The sequence below is a fragment of the Thermosynechococcus sp. HN-54 genome, from assembly GCF_023650955.1.
Classification (GTDB): Bacteria; Cyanobacteriota; Cyanobacteriia; order Thermosynechococcales; family Thermosynechococcaceae; genus Thermosynechococcus.
Window position 1 is genome coordinate 1,629,929 of the sequence record NZ_CP098039.1, and the last position, 18,275, is coordinate 1,648,203.

Consider the following 18,275-nt stretch of genomic DNA (forward strand, 5'->3'; position numbering starts at 1 on the left):
CGAGTGACGCAATAAACTGTATCTTAAGCAACACTTTCCTGAAAACTTAATTGAGAGGAGGCAACATACATTTATGCTGCACTTGATGGGTGCGGAGATTGTAACAGTCACCATCACTGAGGATGTGCAGGCGCAAGTTGTAGATACTCAAGGGTTCGTTGACATCCACATGGGCATAATTCGTGTAGCTGACATCCCGCGGATCGACAATGGTGACAGAGCCACGACCAAGAACCCGCAGGGTGCCATCGGCTTCAAACATGGCGCAAGTATCCTCGTCAATACCGACCCCTAGCTTATCAGGGTGACCGGAAATGGCACTAATGAGGCGAGCTAAACGATTGCGATTGTGGAAGTGCTGATCTACTATAATGTCTGGTAAAATGCCTAAGCCTGTGGCCAAGTCCACTAAAGAGCGGTTTGGGGCTTCATTACTGCCCCCACTAGCAATCATGCACTCTCCCATCACAGCAGCACCAGCACTCGTACCCCCAAGAATTGATTTGCCTTCCCAGACTTGATGGCGCAATTGGTATAGGAGGGGGGTTTCATCCAGCAGCGCCGACAAACGCAGTTGATCACCCCCAGACATAAAAATGCCAGTACAGCGACTCAAGCGAGCGAGCATTTCTTCCTGCTCAGCGTCAGCGCGATCGCCCACCAATAGAACGTCCACTTCGCGCACACCTATTTCGCGGAAAATATCGTGGTAGAGCCGCCCCATGGCATCGGGTTCACGGGAAGCAGAGGGAATGACCCCAATGACGGCATCCAAGCCACCAGAGCGCTGGCAAAAGGTGGTAAGAATTTGTCGCCCACGGACTTTGTCTTCCGCTCCCCCGATCGCCATCACTAAACCTTTGTGACCAGAATGTTGATTGGTCGTTTTGGAAATGGGGTCTAATTGCAACATAGGGCTATGGTGAATGAAACGTTCAATCGGCAGACAGAATCGATGCATTTGGCAAGGGCGATGCCAATACCCCCCTATTGACACGGGGATTCTATACAGCATAATGCCAGATCAGGGAAATTTTTTAAGTTTTGGTGAAGATTTGCACAAAGGCCTGATGTTCAGGGGTGGCAATACCCGCTTGCAACACTCGCAAGACAGTACCGAGATCATGGGCGAGTAATGCCTCAGGGTCGAGCCAAAGTCCGGGGAATTGGCGACTGCGAATCATCCCCTCAGCATCAGCAGTGAGTGGCTGGTATTCTCCTGCTTCAAGTGAGAACCAGTAAATCTGGCGATCGTAGGTACACCAGACGAGATATTCCTGAACGCCATTGCGGCGGTACACCCTGAGCTTATCGTGTAGGTCGTAGGCGGCACTGCTGGCGGCAATCTCAACCACGAGTTCCGGTGCCCCCTCGATATAACCATCCTCACTAATGCGGGAGTTACCCCCGTTTTCAAGGCGGAGAACGGCATCGGGCTGCGGTTCATTATCGCCATCTAGGCGAACCGTTGGATTGTCATACACAAGAACACCCGAAGTTGCTGCTCTGTAACAACCCAGCCACGTCATGATCTCGGCATGGGCTTGACTGTGACTGACACGAACGGGTGAAGCCACGTAAACAATTCCCTCAATCAGTTCTGCTTTTTTCAAGTGGGGCATGGCCGCGTAGCGCCGCTCGAATTCCGCTCGTGTCAGGCGATCGCCATTTTCGAGGGGGGGCAGTTTGACGGAATACTCCAGTGTCATGGCCATTCTCCTTAGGGCAAGTTCTATCGCTGCTGGCGAGCCACAAACGCTTGATGTTCAGGGGTAGCAATGCCCGCTTGCAACACTCGTAGGACAGTACCCAGATCATGGGCGAGTAATGCCTCAGCAGCAAGCCAAAGTCCGGGGAATTGGCGACTGCGAATCATCCCCTCCGCATCGGGAGTAAGGGGCTGGTATTCTCCTGCTTCAAGTGAGAACCAGTAAATCTGGCGATCGTAGGCACACCAGACGAGATATTCCTGAACGCCATTGCGGCGGTACACCCTGAGCTTATCGTGTAGGTCGTAGGCGGCACTGCTGGCGGCAATTTCAGCGACCAGTTCTGGTGCGCCCTCAATATAGTCATCGGCAGTAATTCGCGATCGCCCCCCGTGGCTCAGGCGTAAAATTGCATCGGGTTGCGGTTCATTATCGCCATCTAGGCGAATAGTCGGGGCATCTGCCGCTTCAACACCGGGTGTGGCTGCACAGTAGGTGCCGAGCCAAGTGATTAGGAATAGGTGAGGTTGACCATGACTGCGGTAGCGCAGGGGAGAAGCCACGTAAACAATTCCCTCAATCAGTTCTGCTTTTTTCAGGTGAGGCATGGCTGCATAGCGCCGCTCAAATTCGTCCCGCGTCAGGCGATCGCCATTTTCAAGGGGCGGCAGTTGCACTGGGTATTCAATTGTCATCGCAGACTGTGGGGGATTCGCGTTCTGCTTTTATTTTCTGCTTTTATTTTAGTTGTTGCATTCTGCGGCTATATCGTCGCTGCTTAATTTGGGCAAGGGGGGCAACAAAGGCCGTGTTGGGAATGGTGTCTAGGGTGGCGATCGCCTCCTGCCACAAGGTTTTGGCCACTGATGCTTGTTGTGCCTTAGCGGCAAGCGTTGCCTGCTCCGCCAATTTGAGAGCCGCTTGATATTGACGTTCAGCCCTCTTTTCAAAGGCCAGCCGTTGTTGCACCCAAGACAGTGCTGCCTGTTGCTCCCGTAGGGTGACCGCTAGGTACTCCCGTTCGGCGATCGCCCATGGGGGTGTGGTCTTTAGCTCTTTTTCTAAAGCTTGAATGCGGGTCTCCAGTTGAAGAATCAACTGCTGAAGCTGCTCCGTCTCTTGAATTGTCAGCCAAGAAGGGGGTTCTGGCCGAGGTGTTGGCTCTTTGGCATTGATTAACTCAGGGACAGTGACAAATTGATAGCCCTTAGCTCGCAGTTCGAAGATGATTCTGGGCAAGGCCGCAACCGTTGCGCGCCGAGAGCCACCCCCATCATGGAGTAGGACAATGGCACCGGGATGAGCCTGCTGGACAACCGTGTTGACAATGCGATCGCTCGCTTGCCGAGGTAACCAATCCTGCGGATCCACTGACCACATCACCACACCGTAGCCCTGTTGGCTGGCGCGACTCACCAGACCATTATGGAGACTTCCCCCCGGTGGTCGAAAGAGCTTGATATTTGCCCCGGTGATGTCTTCTATCAATTGTTGGCTTTGATCCACCTCGTGCTGGGCAGCCGCAGGATTGAAGTAATGATAGCCGTGGCTCCAAGAGTGGTTGGCCAAGACATGACCTTCCCTAACAATGCGTTGCGCTAATGCTGGGCGCACTGCAACGGCTCTGGCAATGGCAAAAAATGTCCCTTTGACCTTTTCTTGGGCAAGAATGTCGAGAACTTGGGGCGTGTAGGTCGGATCAGGGCCATCATCAAAGGTCAGTGCCACCAGCTTTTGCTCAGGGGGTAACGCAACCCGATTAAACACACGGCCACGGAAGGCCTCAGGGGGTGAGTAGTGGTGCCATAGGGGTGGGTGGGCGGGGGCAAGAGTGGCGGCAGCGTTGAGAATGACCGATCGCACTTGTTCAACGGTGGGGTCTGGTGCCGCTGCCAACCAAACACTAGGAGACTGCCATTGGCCGACGGCTCCTAAACCAAAAATTGCTAAGACACTGGCCGCTAGGGCTAGGGGTTCAAGCTGGCGATCTGGAACTGTTGCGGGTGTGGGGGTTGCAACGGGTCGAGGCCGCAGACGTACCCCCCATGCAGGGCGCTGCCCTCCCAACTGTCGCCCATAGACATCAATGGATTGCGGTAGGACAGGACTTAAAAAAGCAACCAAGACATCAAGGCAGGTGCGTTGATCGGGAATTTGCTCTGCCTCCAGGAGTATTTTCCAGCCTGCCGTGGAATGAGCGACGCGGACGTAGGTGGATTGAGGCGCAAGGCGTAGGGCTAGTTCACGGGCGATCGCTTGGGGTGAAATCTCCTCTTCCCTTAGCGCCGCCTCCAAGGATGCCACCATGACTGTGCTCCGAGAGCTGAAACTAATGAATATTAGCTCTAGGCTCGCAGTCCATGCACCATTGTATATAGCCCCTCAAACCATATTCTCAACCGCACTCCCATCAACCAAAGCGGCCACTGACGTAATCGGCAGTCTTCTGCTCCACAGGCTTTGTGAAAATGGACATGGTTTCGTTGTACTCAACGATTTCGCCCAAATACATAAAGGCGGTGAACTGGGAGATACGAATCGCCTGCTGCATATTGTGGGTCACAATCAGGATCGTCACTTGATCCTTGAGTTCCACAATCAGGTTCTCAATACTCACTGTGGCAATCGGATCTAATGCCGATGTTGGTTCGTCAAAGAGAATAATCTCTGGATCCGTTGCCAAGGCACGGGCAATACAGAGCCGCTGCTGCTGCCCCCCCGAAAGGGAGGTGCCGGGTTCCTTGAGGCGATCTTTGACTTCATCCCACAGGGCTGCATTACGGAGCGATCGCTCTACCACCTCATCGAGAATGGCACGGTTCCTGATGCCCCGCACCCGCAACCCATAGGCAATGTTCTCGTAAATCGACTTGGGGAAGGGGTTGGGCTTTTGGAACACCATGCCAATCTGCATCCGTACCTCAATGGGATCCATCTGCAAAAGGTTACGGCGGTTTTCATCCCCTAGCCAGATTTCCCCTTCGTAGCGGTTGCCGGGGTAGAGATCATGCATACGATTAAAGCAGCGTAGCAAAGTGGTCTTCCCGCAACCCGATGGGCCAATCAGTGCTGTAACTTTCTTTTCATACACCGGCAAGTTAATGTTTTTAAGAGCCTGCTTGCCACTGTAGTAAAAGTTTAGGTCACGCACTTCAGCCAGCTTTTTCAGTGGCTCATTTTCGGTGGCCACGACCCGATCCGTAGGTTTTACCATTTGATACTCTTCCTAAAACGATAGCGTAGATAAATAGCCGTTCCATTCACCGCCAGCGTCAACACCAGCAGGACAATCCCAGCCGCCGCGGCATTCACTTGAAAGGCCTCTTGGGGACGGGAAACCCAGTTAAACATTTGAATTGGCAGTACCGTAAAGGGCGACCAAATCCACTTAAACGAAATGTAGGGAAACTCGCTTTGAATGGGTGGATCGGGCAAGAAAGTGATAAAAGTCAAAGCACCAATGGTGATCAGGGGCGCCGTCTCACCAATTGCCCGAGAGATGCCCACAATAATCCCCGTGAGAATCCCACCCATTGAGTAGGGCAGCACATGATCGGCAATTACTTGCCAGCGACTGGAACCAACCGCATAGGCGGCCTCCCGAATGCCTTGGGGGATGGCTCGCAACGACTCGCGGGTGGTCACGATCACCACGGGTAAAATCAGCAATGCCAGTGTAAACCCGGCTGTGAGAATGCTCTCGCCCCAATTGAGGATATAGACAAAGAAACCGAGAGCCAGCAGACCATAGATAATCGAGGGCACACCTGCCAGATTTGTGATATTCACCTCAATGAAATCCAACAGCCAGTTTTTGGGAGCGTATTCCTCGAGGTAAATGCCCGCTGCAATGCCCAAGGGAATGGCTACGACGGCCGTTACTAAAATCACCAATAGACTCCCTACCCACGCCGTGAGAATCCCTGCCTCTTCGGGGTCACTACTCGGCGGCGAAGTAAAAAATTTCCAGTTCAGCATGGGTAAGCCGCGCAGGAAGAGGTCACCCACTAGAAAAACAAGGGTGAGTAAGGCGACTAGCAGGGAGAACCAACCTAAAACTATAAAAAACTGTTCCCAGCGCTTGCGTTCCTGAATCGAGGCCGCGATCGCGATCGGGTTGCGAAGGTTATTGAGAATACTGCGTTGGCTACGCATGGCTAGTACACCTCACGATAACGGCGACTAAAGAAGTAGCCCAGCACGTTTAAGATCAACGTGGCAAAAAACAGCATGATCCCTGCGGCAAAAATCGACTGGTACTCTAGTGAACCGTGGGGCAAATCCCCCAAACTCACGGAGACAATAAAAGCAGTTGTGGTTGAAGCCCCCTCTAGGGGATTAAACGTAAACTTCGGCTGCAACCCCGCCGCCACCGCCACAATCATCGTTTCCCCAATTGCCCGTGCCAGCCCCAAAATATAGGCCGCCACAATGCCAGAGGCCGCAGCAGGCATCAGCACCTTAATCGCTGTTTGCAAACGAGTTGCCCCCATGGCATAGGAACCCTCCCGCAGTTCAACGGGAACTGCCTGTAACGCATCTTCTGTCAAACTTGTGACGTAGGGCAGCACCATCAGGCCAACCACAATCCCTGCCCCCAGCATGTTAAAACCGGGCAGTTCGTAGTACTCCCAAGGCTCTTTTCCGGGGTTAAAAAACTGCTGCACGCCAAGAATAATTTTCTGGAGGAAGGGAGTCACCACCAAGAGGGCGAAGTAACCATAAACCACAGTGGGAATCCCTGCCAGAATCTCCAGAATCGGCTTAAGAAGTTCCCGTGCTTTGGCAGGTGCAAACTCACTGAGGTAAATAGCCGCAATCGTACCAAGAGGAATAGCCACACAACTGGCCACAAAACAGGTTGTGAAGGTTCCAGAGAGCAACGGTAAGATGCCAATGCCGACAGGCTCAATCAGAGGTGACCAGTCCGTGCTCGTAAAGAACTCCACCAAGGCCTCAAAGAGGGACTCTTGATGCACCTCCATCACCTTTTCAAAGAAGATGGCCGTTTCGGCAAACAAGATATAGATGATGACAAGCGTGGTCACGACCGATGAGATCGCTGCCAAAAACAGAATGCTAGCAATGATCCGCTCACGCCAAATCCTGACGGTACGGGATGGCAAGGCAACAGATAACTTCGTGGAGTAGGGTAGGGGCTGCTCTACCATAGGTATTATTCCAGTAAGCAAAAATCTTTTAGTTGGAATTTATCTTTTAAGAGAATCAACAACCAAGGTTGACAAAATGGGAAAAAAAGGGTGGAGGGCTAATACCTCACACCCTTCATTACATCAAAATATCAACCTATTGGGGTTGCATCCTCAGCAGTTGGTTGATCGTCAAGCCAATAGCCTCTTTGCCCCCAAAGACCGTACCCACACGGTTGCGGTTGAAGTTAGCCAGAATCGTGCGGTAGGCACTGGCTGGCAGAGGCACATACTTCACCTTTTTCACCATGGCCGGTGCATTATTTAGGTAGTAGGTGACAAACTGCCGTACTTCAGGCCGCTGCGCTGACTTAGCGTTGACATAGATAAAGATGGGACGGGAGAGGGGCTGGTAGGTCCCATTCAGCACGTTTTGCTCGGAGGGTTGGACAGGGCCTTTGCCGTTGTCAATAGCAACCGCTCTGAGCCGATTACGATTCTCCATGAAGTAGGCAAAGCCAAAGTACCCTAGGGCACCGCGATCGCGAGACACGCCTTGCACGAGCACGTTGTCATCTTCACTAGCGGTGAAGTCTTTGCGGCTCACTTTGGCTTTACCGTTAATCGCTTCCGTGAAGTAGTCAAAGGTTCCAGAGTCAGCACCTGGACCAAAGAGTTTTAGAGGGATATTGGGAAAGCCTTGGCGCACTTGGCTCCAGTTATTGATTTTGGAGTCTGGCCCCCAAATATTTTTCAGTTCAGCAACAGTTAGACTTCTTGCCCAAGTGTTTTGGGGATTCACTACCACAGTTAGGGCGTCGTAGGCCACCGGTAGCTCGATAAAGGTGATACCAGCAGCACGACAGTCGGCAATTTCTTTGGCCAGAATGGGGCGAGAGGCATTGGAGATATCGGTTTCACCTCGGCAGAACTTCTTGAAGCCACCGCCTGTACCCGAAACACCTACCGTAACGCGGACTTTGCCCCCTTGGGCTTTTTGGAAACCTTCAGCAACAGCTTCTGTAATCGGGAAAACGGTGCTGGAGCCATCAATACGAATTGTGGGTGTCCCTTGGGACAAAGCAGCAGGAATCAGGCTGCCCGACAGAGCCGCGACGGCTGCAACTACTCCTAGGCGGGCATAGCTTTTTGCAGATGTAAACATGGTGATGTTTCCTAGCGGAGTAAACAACGTTTTGCAAGTAGAGTACCTTCAGGGTGATGGTTGCCCACGGTGTCAAAAAGGCAAACCAATCGAACCACCCTTTCGTCAGAATACGCAACGTATTCAAGGGATTAGGTTAAGGCAAGGGAAAAATTTGGTTAAAATTGCTACCGAATGTTAGGGATTGGCCATATTGTTGAGGGAGGTAACATCTCTGCTGGTTTCAGTGTTAAATCTGTGCTTGGGGAGACATTGAGGGGGCGTCCAGAATGTCATTAGCTTCTAAAACCTATCAGTGGCAGGGCTTTTCCTGCGCCTATCGCCTCAGTTTCCAAGAAGGGCACCCCCCCATTCTGTTTATCCATCCCGTGGGCGTGGGTTTGTCGGGGCAGTTTTGGCAGCGCTGTGTCAGCTATTGGCAGTCGCAAGGGGGAAGCTATTCATTTTACATCCCTGACTTGCTCGGCTGTGGCCAGAGCGCTCTACCTCACATTGCCTATTACCCCGAGGATTGGGCAGCTCAGTTACATTTCTTTATCATCTCTGAGATTGGTCAGCCGGTGATCCTCGTTGTCCAAGGAGCATTGTTTCCGGTGGCGATCGAGCTGGTGCATCTTGATCCCCAAGTAGTAAGAGCAATGATCCTCAGTGGCCCTCCCGCCGCTGCTTTGGTGTCTGAAAACACTGATCCCACATGGCAAAAGGTGCGCTGGAATCTTTTTGATTCTCCTTTGGGTTGGGGCTTTTATCTCTATGCCCGCCAAGAAAGTTTCCTGCGGCAGTTTTCAATCAATCAGCTTTTTGCCAAGCCTGAGGATGTGGATGATGAATGGCTAAAAATGCTGGCCGCCGGTTGTGCTGACCTTGAGAGTCGCCATGCGGTGTATTCATTCCTGTCAGGCTTTTGGCGGCGAGACTATCGTGAGAAAATGCAGCAGATTGGGCAGCCAGTGCTTGTGGTGATGGGAAATCAAGCCTCTAGTATCAGTCGGGATGGTGGGGCTGAATCGCCTGAAGAACGGTTGCAGTTTTATACCAAGACATTTCCCAATGCTGAGGGAGTTGTGATTCCGGGGCGCAATGTCCTGCCCTATGAGTCAACGGCTGCTTTTGTGGAGGCGTGTCAAGCATTTCTGGGTGCTTAGGGTCTCTAAAGCCAACCTCTGAGTTTATAGACGAGCAGACCTTGGTATTCCCGTAGGGCGATCGTGGTGATGTCCACGTTGTAGGGATTGGGGATCAAGCTTAGCAAGAGGTTTTGCCACGTGGGCGATCGCGCGATCGAGAGGTACCGATAGTCCGTGGGTGCTGGAATGACCTTCATCCCCAAACGGCGAAAAATGGCGACGGAGCGGGGCATGTGGTAGGCGGATGTCACTAGCAGCAGATCCCCCTGAATTTGATGCTTCTCAAGAAGCGCTTTGACATTGACGGCATTTTCATAGGTATTCAGTGAAGTGGTCTCTAGGAGAATCTTGTCCTTGGGCACGCCGCAGGTGGCAGCAATTTCCGCCATATCTGCCGCCTCTCCCCGCTGAAAGGTTTCGCCGAGCCACTCAATACGCCCGCCACTGAGAATGAGATAGGGGGCATAGCCCTGACGAAAGAGGTGGGCACCATAGAGGATGCGATCGCCCCCTTCAGTGACTTCTACCCAAGGGCGGGGAGCAGTTTGCGGGACAACAGCACCGCCGAGAACAACGATGGCAGCAGCTTTGGGCATCGGATCAGGGGGTAAATACTGCCGCTCTAGGGAAGCAATGAGCGCTGTTGCTACATAGTCATTGCCGCTCAGGAGTAAAATGCTCAGGGCAATCACAAGGGCGATCGCTGCCTGTTTGGGGGCACGCCAGAAGCGAACAATGGCAAAAATGAGTGCCCAACAAGCCAGAGGCAATGGATACAGCAGGGGTGGCAGTAATTTCGACAGCAGCAGATCCATGGCTTTAGCGAATTCGCTCCATCTGAATGCGGTAGCGCTCTTTCTTCGTTACTTGAATGTCTTGAATCCGCAATCGCCCTTTGCCGCGAATGGCAATCAGGTCATTCACTTTGAGGAGATGCCGCGGTTGTTGCACCACCTGCCAGTTCACGCGCACGAGGCCTTGGCTAATCCACTCGCTCATTTTACTGCGGGAGACGCCGAAGCCAGCTGAAGCCACTGCATCTAAGCGCAATGACGCTTCAACAGTACTCAGGGATTTTGTTTGGGGCGGGGCTATGGCTAGCTCTGACCAGTCACACAGATCAACGGTCACCGGTACGGTTCGCACCTGCTTTAAGCCTTCTTGTAGAGTAGGGACTTTTTCAGGGATAAGAATTACTTGTGCCCCCCGTTCTCCCAAGAGAATCACATCCCCATAATCTCCTTCATCGAGACCGGCATTAGCGATCGCTAGCTCAAAATCACTGTAGGTGGCGGGATCAAAGAGAAAGTTACCTGTGATTCGCACCAAAGCAAGGGGAGGCTGTTGCTCTTCAAGATTGAGTTCAATGGGCGCGATCGCCAGCCGACAGCGCTCCGCTTGGGGGTACCCTCCCCAGGCTAGACCATGAACATCTGCGCGTTGCTCAAGGGTATGCAGTGCTTGCCCAACCTGATCTGGGGGCAAAAACGGCGTGTAAACGACAGACCACGTTTTAATTGCTGCGTTAATGGCTGTCCCTAGGTCAAACATTTAGGCCTCAAGCAATTCGGGTAAATCCAGCCACTGGGCTAAGTGGGCTTTCACCTGTTGGCAAAATTGGGGGCGATCGCCAAATTTCTCAGTGCGGATCGTTTTGCGCTGCGCATCCAATGTCCAGCCGTAGTCACTGCTAAGGCGGAGTTTTCCCTGCCAGTCGGCAATTGAAAGCATTAACTGCGGCGCTGGGCTATTATCAACACCCTTGACACGAAAGACATAGTTAAAGGTGTTTTGCTTGCCAGCAGCAACGGTTGAGGCTTGACCAAACCGCTCCTTCAAGCGCGATCGCACTCGCTCCACTAACGCCGCATCTCCCAAATCCTCAAGGGTGCGCATCGCCAACGTAAGGGCAAAATAAAACTCTTCGACAGGAATAAACTCCAGTTCCATGCAGCTTGCCAAGACTCTCTTCAAAATAGTACACTAGTAAGCTGTGTCTAAAATAGGGCAAGGCTATGCCAAAGCTAAAAACACGTCGTGCAGCTGCCAAACGATTTCGCACCACCGGCAGTGGTAAGTTCATTCGTCGCAAAGCCAATAAAAACCACCTCCTCGAACACAAGAGTAGCGATCGCAAGAATCGTCTCTCCCATAAAGCACTGGTGGACAAGCGAGACCTAGAACGAGTGTCGCTGATGCTTCCTTACGCTTAACTTATAAATTTTTAGTTTTTCATCAAGGGTGAAATTGAACTATGGCAAGGGTCAAACGCGGTAACGTTGCCCGCAAACGGCGCAAAAAAATTCTCAAGCTCGCCAAGGGCTATCGTGCAGGGCACTCCAAGCTCTTCCGCACCGCTAATCAGGTGGTCATGAAGGCACTGTGCAATGCCTATCGCGATCGGCGGCGCCGCAAACGGGACTTTCGGCGGCTCTGGATTGCACGGATTAACGCTGCTGCACGGCAACATGGCATGAGCTACAGCCAACTCATGGGTGCCCTCAAAAAGGCCGATATTCAGCTCAATCGCAAAATGCTCGCTCAATTGGCGGTGCTGGATACCGACGCCTTTGCCACCGTCATTCAGACTGCCCGTGCCGTTTAGAACCCGTTCTAGGCATGATCGCCACCTTCCAATCCCCCGGTGCCACCCTTGAGCTAGGGTTTATCACCCTGCGGTGGTATGGGCTACTGATTGCCGCAGCGGTCTTTATTGGCATTTGGCTGAGTCAGCGCTTGGCACGCCAGCGGCAGATCAATCCCGATTTGATTGCCGATCTCTCGATTTGGCTGGTTGTTGCGGCGATTCCTGCTGCGCGGCTCTACTATGTAGCATTTAACTGGGAATTTTATCAAAAACACTTGGATCAAGTGGTTCAAATTTGGCGAGGCGGCATTGCGATTCATGGTGCCATCCTTGGTGGCATGCTAGCCATGGCTATCTTTACCTATGTGCAGCGTCTCTCCTTTTGGCAAGTGGCGGATGTCATTGCCCCTTCCTTGATTCTGGGACAGGCGATTGGTCGCTGGGGTAATTTTTTTAACTCTGAAGCTTTTGGTGCCCCTACGGATTTGCCGTGGAAACTGTATATCCCTGTCCCGCAGCGTCCCCCTGAGCTGATCAACGAAGCCTATTACCACCCCACGTTTCTCTATGAATCCCTCTGGAATCTAGGGGTTTTTGCCCTACTCCTCTGGCTCTTCCATCAACCTCGCTATCAAAAACCTGGCACCCTGCTGTTGGTCTATGCTATTGCCTACAGCTTGGGTCGCTTTTGGATTGAAGGACTGCGCATGGATAGCTTAATGCTAGGTCCGCTGCGAATTGCCCAAGTGGTTAGCTTGGTTGCGATCGCCCTAGGAGCTTGGGGACTCTTTCGCCTCTATTACCAAGGCAAACCGTTACCAGATTGGCAAACGGCCTAGGCAATAATTTCATCAGCAAAGCTTTGCCAACGCACAAAGTGAAAGGGGCCTGCTACGGATCCCCAAACGTGCTCATCGGTCTCTGGATCCCGTCCGCGATCGTGGCTAATGAAGCGCTCACCATCAATTTCAAACGTGCTATCGAGATAGGTTTCCCGTCCTTTGCGCACCACTTTACAGGCCTTACCCGGCTCCACTTCGCCACGAAAACTGTGCCCTGTCCAGTAGGTGATCATATTGCAGCCACAGAGGAGTTCCAGATCATCGGCAGTCATGGCCTCAAGCCGCTGGCGATCGCGCGCTGCCCCAAAGAAGCGCTTTTCATCCTTGAGCACGTAATTTTTAATCACAATGTGATCATTGGCCGGCACCAGCTCAAGAACCCGTGTTCGGTAGGGCACCCCTAGCAAATAGTCGTAGGCCTGTTCCACATAAAGGGCAATGCCCTCCAGTAGCCCCCTGGGCAGGGGACGCATACACACTCGAATATGGGCGTAGAAGGGGGGATTTTCAAAGGCTTGGTCTTGGTTACTAAAATCCGCCGCCATCCAACGGCCAAGGGTCAACACATCGGTTGCGTGCGTCATGGAGCCACTGATTGTCCTAAAACAGTCCTTTTTTCAGAGTAGCGGATTAGGGTACCCTCTCCCCCTTCAAAGACGAGGTGGCTTGCAATAATGCTTGAAGAAGTCCCTCAAGCGTATGTTCAGTAGCTTCAGCATCCACCCGCCCAAGCAGTTCGCGGCAAGTTTGCGACGTTTGTGGGCCAATACTGGCAATCTGAACATTTTGGAGTAAATCTGCGACCCTAGCTCCCAACAATTGGCAAAAATGTTTCACTGTTTTAGAGCTAGTAAATGTCACTATATCCACTTGGCCGGCTTCAAGCGCGGCTAGGACGTGAGCATCGGCCGCTTGGGGACAGCGAGAATCATAAGCAGGTACCTCAAGAACCTCAGCGCCAGCCGCCGTGAAGGCATCCACTAAAACAGGTCGTCCTCCCCTTTCAACCCGTGGGAAGAGAAAACGCAAGCCAGCAACGGGTTCAGGGAATTCAGCCACCAAGGCATCGGCCACAAATTCACTGGGGGTAAAGTCGGCCACTAAGCCGTAACTGCTGAGGGTTTGGGCAGTTTTTTCCCCAACAACAGCAATCTTCAGACCCGCCAAAGCCCGACTATCCTTGCCCTGACTGTGTAACCGTTCCATAAAAAAGGTGACGGCATTGTGGGAGGTGAGAATCAGCCAGTCAAAAGTGCTTAGTTCCGCCAAGGCCTGATCCAGTGGCTCCCAAGAACTAGGGGGGACAATTTCAAGGGTGGGCATCTCTAAAACCGTGGCACCAGCGGCCTTCAATTGCTCGCTAAAGGCACTGGCTTGACCCGCCGCACGGGTGACGAGAATGGTTTTGCCGTGGAGCCGAGACATGGAGGATGGGGATGTTCTCAAACAGTCAGGTAATGCCAAATCTAGACTAGTCAAAGGATAGCGTTTTTGGGCGATCGCGCCAATAACAACGACTGCAGGAGCCATCTCTGGAAAGTGAGGCGTATTCAGGTAGCTCTCCAAGGTGCCAAACCAGAACTGTTGCTGCGGCTGGCCGACCCATTGCAAAATTGCCAGTCCCTCAGCGGGCGATCGCCCCTGTTGCAGCAGTTCCTCAACAATTTGCCGCAGGGAACGGGTAGCCATCAAAAAAATCAGCGTCTCCATTTGGGCGATCGCTGCCCAAGGAAGGATTTCTGGCGCATGCCCCGACAGAATCGCTACGGACTGACTCACGTCCTTTGCTGTCACACAGAGACCCGCCAATAAAGGTGCCGCTAGCGCTGAGGACACCCCCGCAATCACCACAGCCTCTAAACCTGCCCCCAAGACAACCTCAAGTTCCTGATGTAAGCGGCCAAACAGCCCTGGATCGCCACTTTTGAGGCGGACAACCCGTTGATACTGCTGGCCGTAGTCCACTAAAAGGCGGTTGATTTCCGCTTGGGGAACTGGCTCGGCTCCCGCTCGTTTGCCCACCGCCACCCGCAAACAATCAGTGGGTGTAAGGTCTAGGAGGCTAGGAGAGACGAGGGCGTCGTAAAGAACTACTTGCGCCTGCTGTAGGCAAGTCCAAGCTTCGAGGGTGAGAGTGCCAAGGGTACCCAAGCCCGCACCCACAAAATAGATCATCAACGCTTAGCCTTGGCTGCGTTGTAGAAAAATCATTGGGTTGACCGCACCCCCCCCTTGGGGATGCACTTCAAAGTGGACATGGGGGCCTGTGCTACGGCCTGTACTGCCCATTTCGGCAATCTGCTGACCCTGCTCAACGTATTGACCCACACGCACCAAGTTGCGATGGTTGTGCGCATAGAGCGTCAGCGTCCCATCGGCGTGGCGAATTTCCACAAGGTTGCCGAAACCGCCAGAATTCCATTGGGAGTAGGTAACCACACCAGCGGCAGCAGCATAGATGGGCGTGCCAATAGGCGCAGCAATATCGATGCCTCGGTGCATCCGTCCCCAACGTGGGCCAAAGCCAGAGGTCAAAACGCCTCGAGCCGGCCAGATAAAGTTCGTGGTCAGGCTAGGCAGGAAGCGATCAGAATTGGGCAACGGTGGCAGCTCAAGACCGCTGGGTAAGGGCGGCGTCACAATAGACCGCGCCACTTTAACGGGCACAGGGGGGGCAATGGGCTGCACCGCTGCGGCGGTGGGGGCACTCACCGTTGTTGTTTGCGAACGACTGACGACGGCGGGTTGCGGCAAAGCAGGGCGGGCAGAGGGTTGGAGCGTAGAGCCAAGACGACGCTGCCGCTCAGAAGCACGCCCAAAGGATACAGGAACGACGGTTGATGCAGAGGTGGACACGGATTGGGGGCTGACAAAGGCCACCCGCTGCGATAGTTGGGTTGTGTCAGCGGCAGTTGCTTGGGGTTCAATTTCGGCAGTGGTTTGCTCCAGCGACCCACCCATGGCAAAGGGCGGATCAATGGCCAAGGAGGCAACAACAGAAGTGGTTGCTTGGGTCACGAGATCGGCCAAACTATCGGTGCGAACCCGACGATCCACCACTTTGAAGGTTGGCTCAGAAGGACGGCTGAGGCGCTCAAAGGCGGCAAAGGCAGATAGGGTAGGCGCAGGTGTTTTTAGGGATAATGGGGCAACGCTGACCTCAGGCTGAACCGTGCGTTGCCATGCCCCTTGGGCAACCCCCAAGAGTAAGTCAGTTTTATCGGTGGATAGCAGATTTTCAAACTCAGCAAGCGGGTCTTGGGTATCAGTGCTAAGTAGGGAGGACAGTTTCAGAGCGTCGGGCTGAATGTCCGTGGGACGGATTTGGTGATCGCCAGAGAGGGCAGCGAGGTCAAGGGCTTGGGTGGGCTGAATGAGTGCAAAGGTGCCCAACAGTGGCAGACAGGAACAAAGGGAGCGCAGCGAACGACCAAGCATAGAAGCAGACGCAAGAGGTGCATCCTGAGAGGCGGTAGGGATACGACTATCGTTGCTCAAGGTAATCCTCCTCGCACACAAAATTTACCGTGATTCGACAAAACAGGGAATTGGGAACACACAGCAGGAGCAGTCATCGAAAGTAGCCAGAGGCCACTCGCCGCGTCTATGCCTAAAACTGTCCCAATCTGTTGTTTATGCAAAGGGTGTTTTGGCACCACGACGAAACTTCTAGGTGACTTTACCCAATCCACAACCAAATGACAACCCTCCCCCCTGCCTTGTCCTTGCATCTCAGGGGAGTGAATTATCTGCTTAAAAATAAAAATAAGAATTTTCTACCTACTTGTCAATAATCAAAACACCTGAATTCATCACGACTTGGGCTTAATTACTGCCTATGAAAGAAAAATCATTATTCCGAATAAATGAATAAGTAGAGTAAAGTTAGCTAATCAATGTGTATAGTTTTTTTTAATAATGTAAGTCAGTTTACATCCTTCTCATGGTTGGTCGTTACACCAAAATTGTCCTATAACACTTGTGCCAAATTGCGCTAAAAGTGGCACATATTTATCTTCACTCTCAGAGGCGATTAGAGCAAGCTTGCTTGGTAGAATAAACGAGTTTATGACGATTTTTGGCGATCGCCTTTCTGATGGAGCTTTGTCCCCATGACCTACCACAAGCTGTGGTTTCAACAAACAGCGAGCCACCTCAAGGTTTTGCGTCCTTTTCCACCCTTTAGTGTTGTCCAAAACTTCATTCGTGAATATCTCCCGAACCTGATTGACTACATGGATGGTCAAGGACTAGATCTCAGCGATCCACAGCACTGGTGGGAGAGTATTCACATTGACGGCATTTTGGAATTGGAAAATAGCGAGGGGGAAACCCTGCGGGTGGCGGCTGGAATTATTGAACAGTGGCGGAATGCCAACGCCGCCTTACGACTGATTACCACACCGGCAATGGCCAAGCTGCGGCGAGAATCCCTCAATGTCAGTCAGCATTGGCTCTTTTATGTCTCTAGTCGCAAGCCCTACCCTGAGTCCCTGTGGATTGATTTGCTCTATGAGCAGGCGGATACGCCCCCCACAGAAACGGGCTGTACCATTATTGAGGTGACGGAACCGGAGGCCTAGGCGGTAGGTAGCCCACCACGAGAATATCCTCGCCCACGGTTTGCCAACTCACGTCCTCTAGGCACAGGGCCTCATTCATCTTGGTCAAGCCGAGATCGGCGACTGGGGCGGGGGCATCGGAGCCACCAATAATTTTTGGTGCAATAAACGCCCACACTTTCTGTACCATGCCCTCAGCGATCGCTGCCGCTGCAAGGGAACCGCCGCACTCCCAAAGCACAGTCATGATGCCCCGTTGATCAAGCTCTGCCATAACAGTGGTCGGTGTTAGCGGCTCTCGGTGCACTACCTCCACGCCCCGTGCCTGCAATTGGGGAATGAGGGGATGTTGGGGTGAAGCAGAGGTAACCACCAATGTCGGAGCCGTGGTCGTTTCCCACAAAGAGGCATTCGGCGGCAGATCAAGGGTACGACTCATCACCACCCGTAGGGGATTGCGCTCATGGCGCGAGGTCAAAAGGGGATTATCCAGACGCACGGTATTGCCCCCCACAATCACGGCATCACACTCAGAGCGCAGTTGATGCACCATTGCCCGCGCGGCTTCACCACTCACCCAGAGACTGTGGCCGGCACTGGAGGCAATTTTGCCATCCAAGGTCATGGCGTATTTGAAAATGCCAAAGGGACGCTGATAGCGCACCCGATGAACAAACGCTTCGTTAAGGCGTTGACACTCTGCTTCCCGCACGCCGACGGTGACTTCTATGCCCGCTGAGCGCAGTCGTTCTACCCCAGCCCCAGCCACTTGGGGATTTGGATCAATCATGCCCACCACCACCTTGGGAATACCCGCCGCTATAATCGCCTCGGTACAGGGGGGCGTGCGGCCATAGTGGTTGCAGGGTTCAAGATTGACGTAGAGGGTGGCCTTGCTAAGGAGAGGGCGATCGCTCTGGCTGACGCTGCGCAAGGCAAAAACCTCAGCATGGGGTTCCCCCGCCTTGGGATGAAACCCCTCCCCAATCACCCGCCCCTCCGCCACAATCACACAGCCCACGAGGGGATTCGGAGCCGTACAGCCTTTGGCACGAGCCGCTAACTCAAGGCAGCGCCCCATATATTGGGCATCAATCGTGGCTATCTCCTCCACAACGGGGGCTAAGCGCATG

At 53.0% G+C, this 18,275-nt stretch carries 20 protein-coding genes; 5 read left to right on the forward strand and 15 right to left on the reverse strand.

The window, feature by feature from the left end; genetic code table 11:
• Positions 1 to 46: 46 nt before the first annotated feature.
• The 8 genes from NBE99_RS07875 to NBE99_RS07910 all read right to left on the reverse strand — a co-directional run bounded on the left by NBE99_RS07875 (position 47) and on the right by NBE99_RS07910 (position 8,024).
• Positions 47 to 913, reverse strand: a complete 867-nt coding sequence (locus tag NBE99_RS07875; protein WP_399370272.1) for a cyanophycinase — start codon at positions 911 to 913, stop codon at positions 47 to 49.
• Positions 914 to 1,037: 124 nt separating this feature from the next.
• Entirely contained in the window at positions 1,038 to 1,709 is a 672-nt protein-coding gene (locus tag NBE99_RS07880) for a Uma2 family endonuclease (protein ID WP_250681553.1), read from the reverse strand.
• A 23-nt stretch (positions 1,710 to 1,732) separates the two neighbouring features.
• Positions 1,733 to 2,404: a Uma2 family endonuclease gene (locus NBE99_RS07885; RefSeq protein ID WP_250681554.1), complete on the reverse strand. Its 672-nt coding sequence runs from the start codon at positions 2,402 to 2,404 to the stop codon at positions 1,733 to 1,735.
• A gap of 43 nt (positions 2,405 to 2,447) precedes the next feature.
• Positions 2,448 to 4,016, reverse strand: a complete 1,569-nt coding sequence (locus NBE99_RS07890; protein ID WP_250681555.1) for a polysaccharide deacetylase family protein — start codon at positions 4,014 to 4,016, stop codon at positions 2,448 to 2,450.
• A gap of 103 nt (positions 4,017 to 4,119) precedes the next feature.
• Positions 4,120 to 4,923 (reverse strand): phosphate ABC transporter ATP-binding protein PstB, encoded by an 804-nt coding sequence (gene pstB, locus NBE99_RS07895; protein ID WP_250681556.1) that lies wholly within the window; start codon positions 4,921 to 4,923, stop codon positions 4,120 to 4,122.
• Positions 4,917 to 5,864: a phosphate ABC transporter permease PstA gene (pstA, locus tag NBE99_RS07900; RefSeq protein ID WP_250681557.1), complete on the reverse strand. Its 948-nt coding sequence runs from the start codon at positions 5,862 to 5,864 to the stop codon at positions 4,917 to 4,919. The genes pstB and pstA overlap by 7 nt, the downstream gene beginning before the upstream one ends.
• A 2-nt stretch (positions 5,865 to 5,866) precedes the next feature.
• Positions 5,867 to 6,880, reverse strand: coding sequence for a phosphate ABC transporter permease subunit PstC (gene pstC, locus NBE99_RS07905; RefSeq protein ID WP_250681558.1), 1,014 nt, complete (start codon positions 6,878 to 6,880; stop codon positions 5,867 to 5,869).
• Between the two features lie 136 nt (positions 6,881 to 7,016).
• Entirely contained in the window at positions 7,017 to 8,024 is a 1,008-nt protein-coding gene (locus tag NBE99_RS07910; RefSeq protein WP_250681559.1) for a PstS family phosphate ABC transporter substrate-binding protein, read from the reverse strand.
• A 269-nt stretch (positions 8,025 to 8,293) separates the two neighbouring features.
• Between NBE99_RS07910 and NBE99_RS07915 the strand changes: the two genes are divergently transcribed.
• Positions 8,294 to 9,169 (forward strand): alpha/beta fold hydrolase, encoded by an 876-nt coding sequence (locus NBE99_RS07915; RefSeq protein WP_250681560.1) that lies wholly within the window; start codon positions 8,294 to 8,296, stop codon positions 9,167 to 9,169.
• 5 nt (positions 9,170 to 9,174) lie between these two features.
• Here NBE99_RS07915 and NBE99_RS07920 read toward each other — a convergent pair whose 3' ends face one another.
• The 3 genes from NBE99_RS07920 to NBE99_RS07930 are packed head-to-tail and all read right to left on the reverse strand — an operon-like array spanning position 9,175 to position 11,101.
• Positions 9,175 to 9,966: a YdcF family protein gene (locus tag NBE99_RS07920; RefSeq protein ID WP_250681561.1), complete on the reverse strand. Its 792-nt coding sequence runs from the start codon at positions 9,964 to 9,966 to the stop codon at positions 9,175 to 9,177.
• Positions 9,967 to 9,970: 4 nt separating this feature from the next.
• A complete protein-coding gene (locus tag NBE99_RS07925) occupies positions 9,971 to 10,702 on the reverse strand; it encodes a photosystem II S4 domain protein (RefSeq protein ID WP_250681562.1) in 732 nt (243 codons plus the stop codon).
• Positions 10,703 to 11,101 (reverse strand): hypothetical protein, encoded by a 399-nt coding sequence (locus NBE99_RS07930; RefSeq protein WP_250681563.1) that lies wholly within the window; start codon positions 11,099 to 11,101, stop codon positions 10,703 to 10,705.
• A gap of 65 nt (positions 11,102 to 11,166) precedes the next feature.
• On the opposite strand from NBE99_RS07930, the gene rpmI reads away from it, so the two are divergent.
• Genes rpmI through lgt form a run of 3 tightly spaced genes read left to right on the forward strand, consistent with a single transcriptional unit; the run spans position 11,167 to position 12,577 of the window.
• A complete protein-coding gene (rpmI, locus tag NBE99_RS07935) occupies positions 11,167 to 11,364 on the forward strand; it encodes a 50S ribosomal protein L35 (protein ID WP_250681564.1) in 198 nt (65 codons plus the stop codon).
• A gap of 41 nt (positions 11,365 to 11,405) precedes the next feature.
• Complete coding sequence (gene rplT, locus NBE99_RS07940; RefSeq protein WP_149818464.1) at positions 11,406 to 11,756, forward strand: 50S ribosomal protein L20; 351 nt, start codon at positions 11,406 to 11,408, stop codon at positions 11,754 to 11,756.
• A gap of 14 nt (positions 11,757 to 11,770) precedes the next feature.
• Entirely contained in the window at positions 11,771 to 12,577 is an 807-nt protein-coding gene (gene lgt / locus NBE99_RS07945; RefSeq protein ID WP_250681565.1) for a prolipoprotein diacylglyceryl transferase, read from the forward strand.
• Here lgt and NBE99_RS07950 read toward each other — a convergent pair.
• Genes NBE99_RS07950 through NBE99_RS13450 form a run of 3 tightly spaced genes read right to left on the reverse strand, consistent with a single transcriptional unit; the run spans position 12,574 to position 16,018 of the window.
• Positions 12,574 to 13,164, reverse strand: coding sequence for a chromophore lyase CpcT/CpeT (locus NBE99_RS07950; RefSeq protein WP_250681566.1), 591 nt, complete (start codon positions 13,162 to 13,164; stop codon positions 12,574 to 12,576). The genes lgt and NBE99_RS07950 overlap by 4 nt on opposite strands.
• A 46-nt stretch (positions 13,165 to 13,210) precedes the next feature.
• Positions 13,211 to 14,755: a uroporphyrinogen-III C-methyltransferase gene (gene cobA / locus NBE99_RS07955; RefSeq protein ID WP_250681567.1), complete on the reverse strand. Its 1,545-nt coding sequence runs from the start codon at positions 14,753 to 14,755 to the stop codon at positions 13,211 to 13,213.
• Between the two features lie 6 nt (positions 14,756 to 14,761).
• A complete protein-coding gene (locus NBE99_RS13450; RefSeq protein ID WP_250681568.1) occupies positions 14,762 to 16,018 on the reverse strand; it encodes a M23 family metallopeptidase in 1,257 nt (418 codons plus the stop codon).
• Positions 16,019 to 16,692: 674 nt separating this feature from the next.
• Here NBE99_RS13450 and NBE99_RS07965 point away from each other — a divergent pair.
• The gene (locus NBE99_RS07965; RefSeq protein ID WP_250681569.1) at positions 16,693 to 17,163 is read left to right on the forward strand and encodes a hypothetical protein; all 471 of its coding nucleotides are present in this window, start codon (positions 16,693 to 16,695) and stop codon (positions 17,161 to 17,163) included.
• Here the strand turns inward: NBE99_RS07965 and ribD are convergent.
• Positions 17,135 to 18,274 carry a bifunctional diaminohydroxyphosphoribosylaminopyrimidine deaminase/5-amino-6-(5-phosphoribosylamino)uracil reductase RibD gene (gene ribD, locus NBE99_RS07970; RefSeq protein WP_250681570.1) on the reverse strand — a complete coding sequence of 380 codons (1,140 nt, stop codon included), beginning with the start codon at positions 18,272 to 18,274 and terminating at the stop codon, positions 17,135 to 17,137. The two genes, NBE99_RS07965 and ribD, sit on opposite strands and share 29 nt — an antisense overlap.
• Position 18,275: the final 1 nt, after the last annotated feature.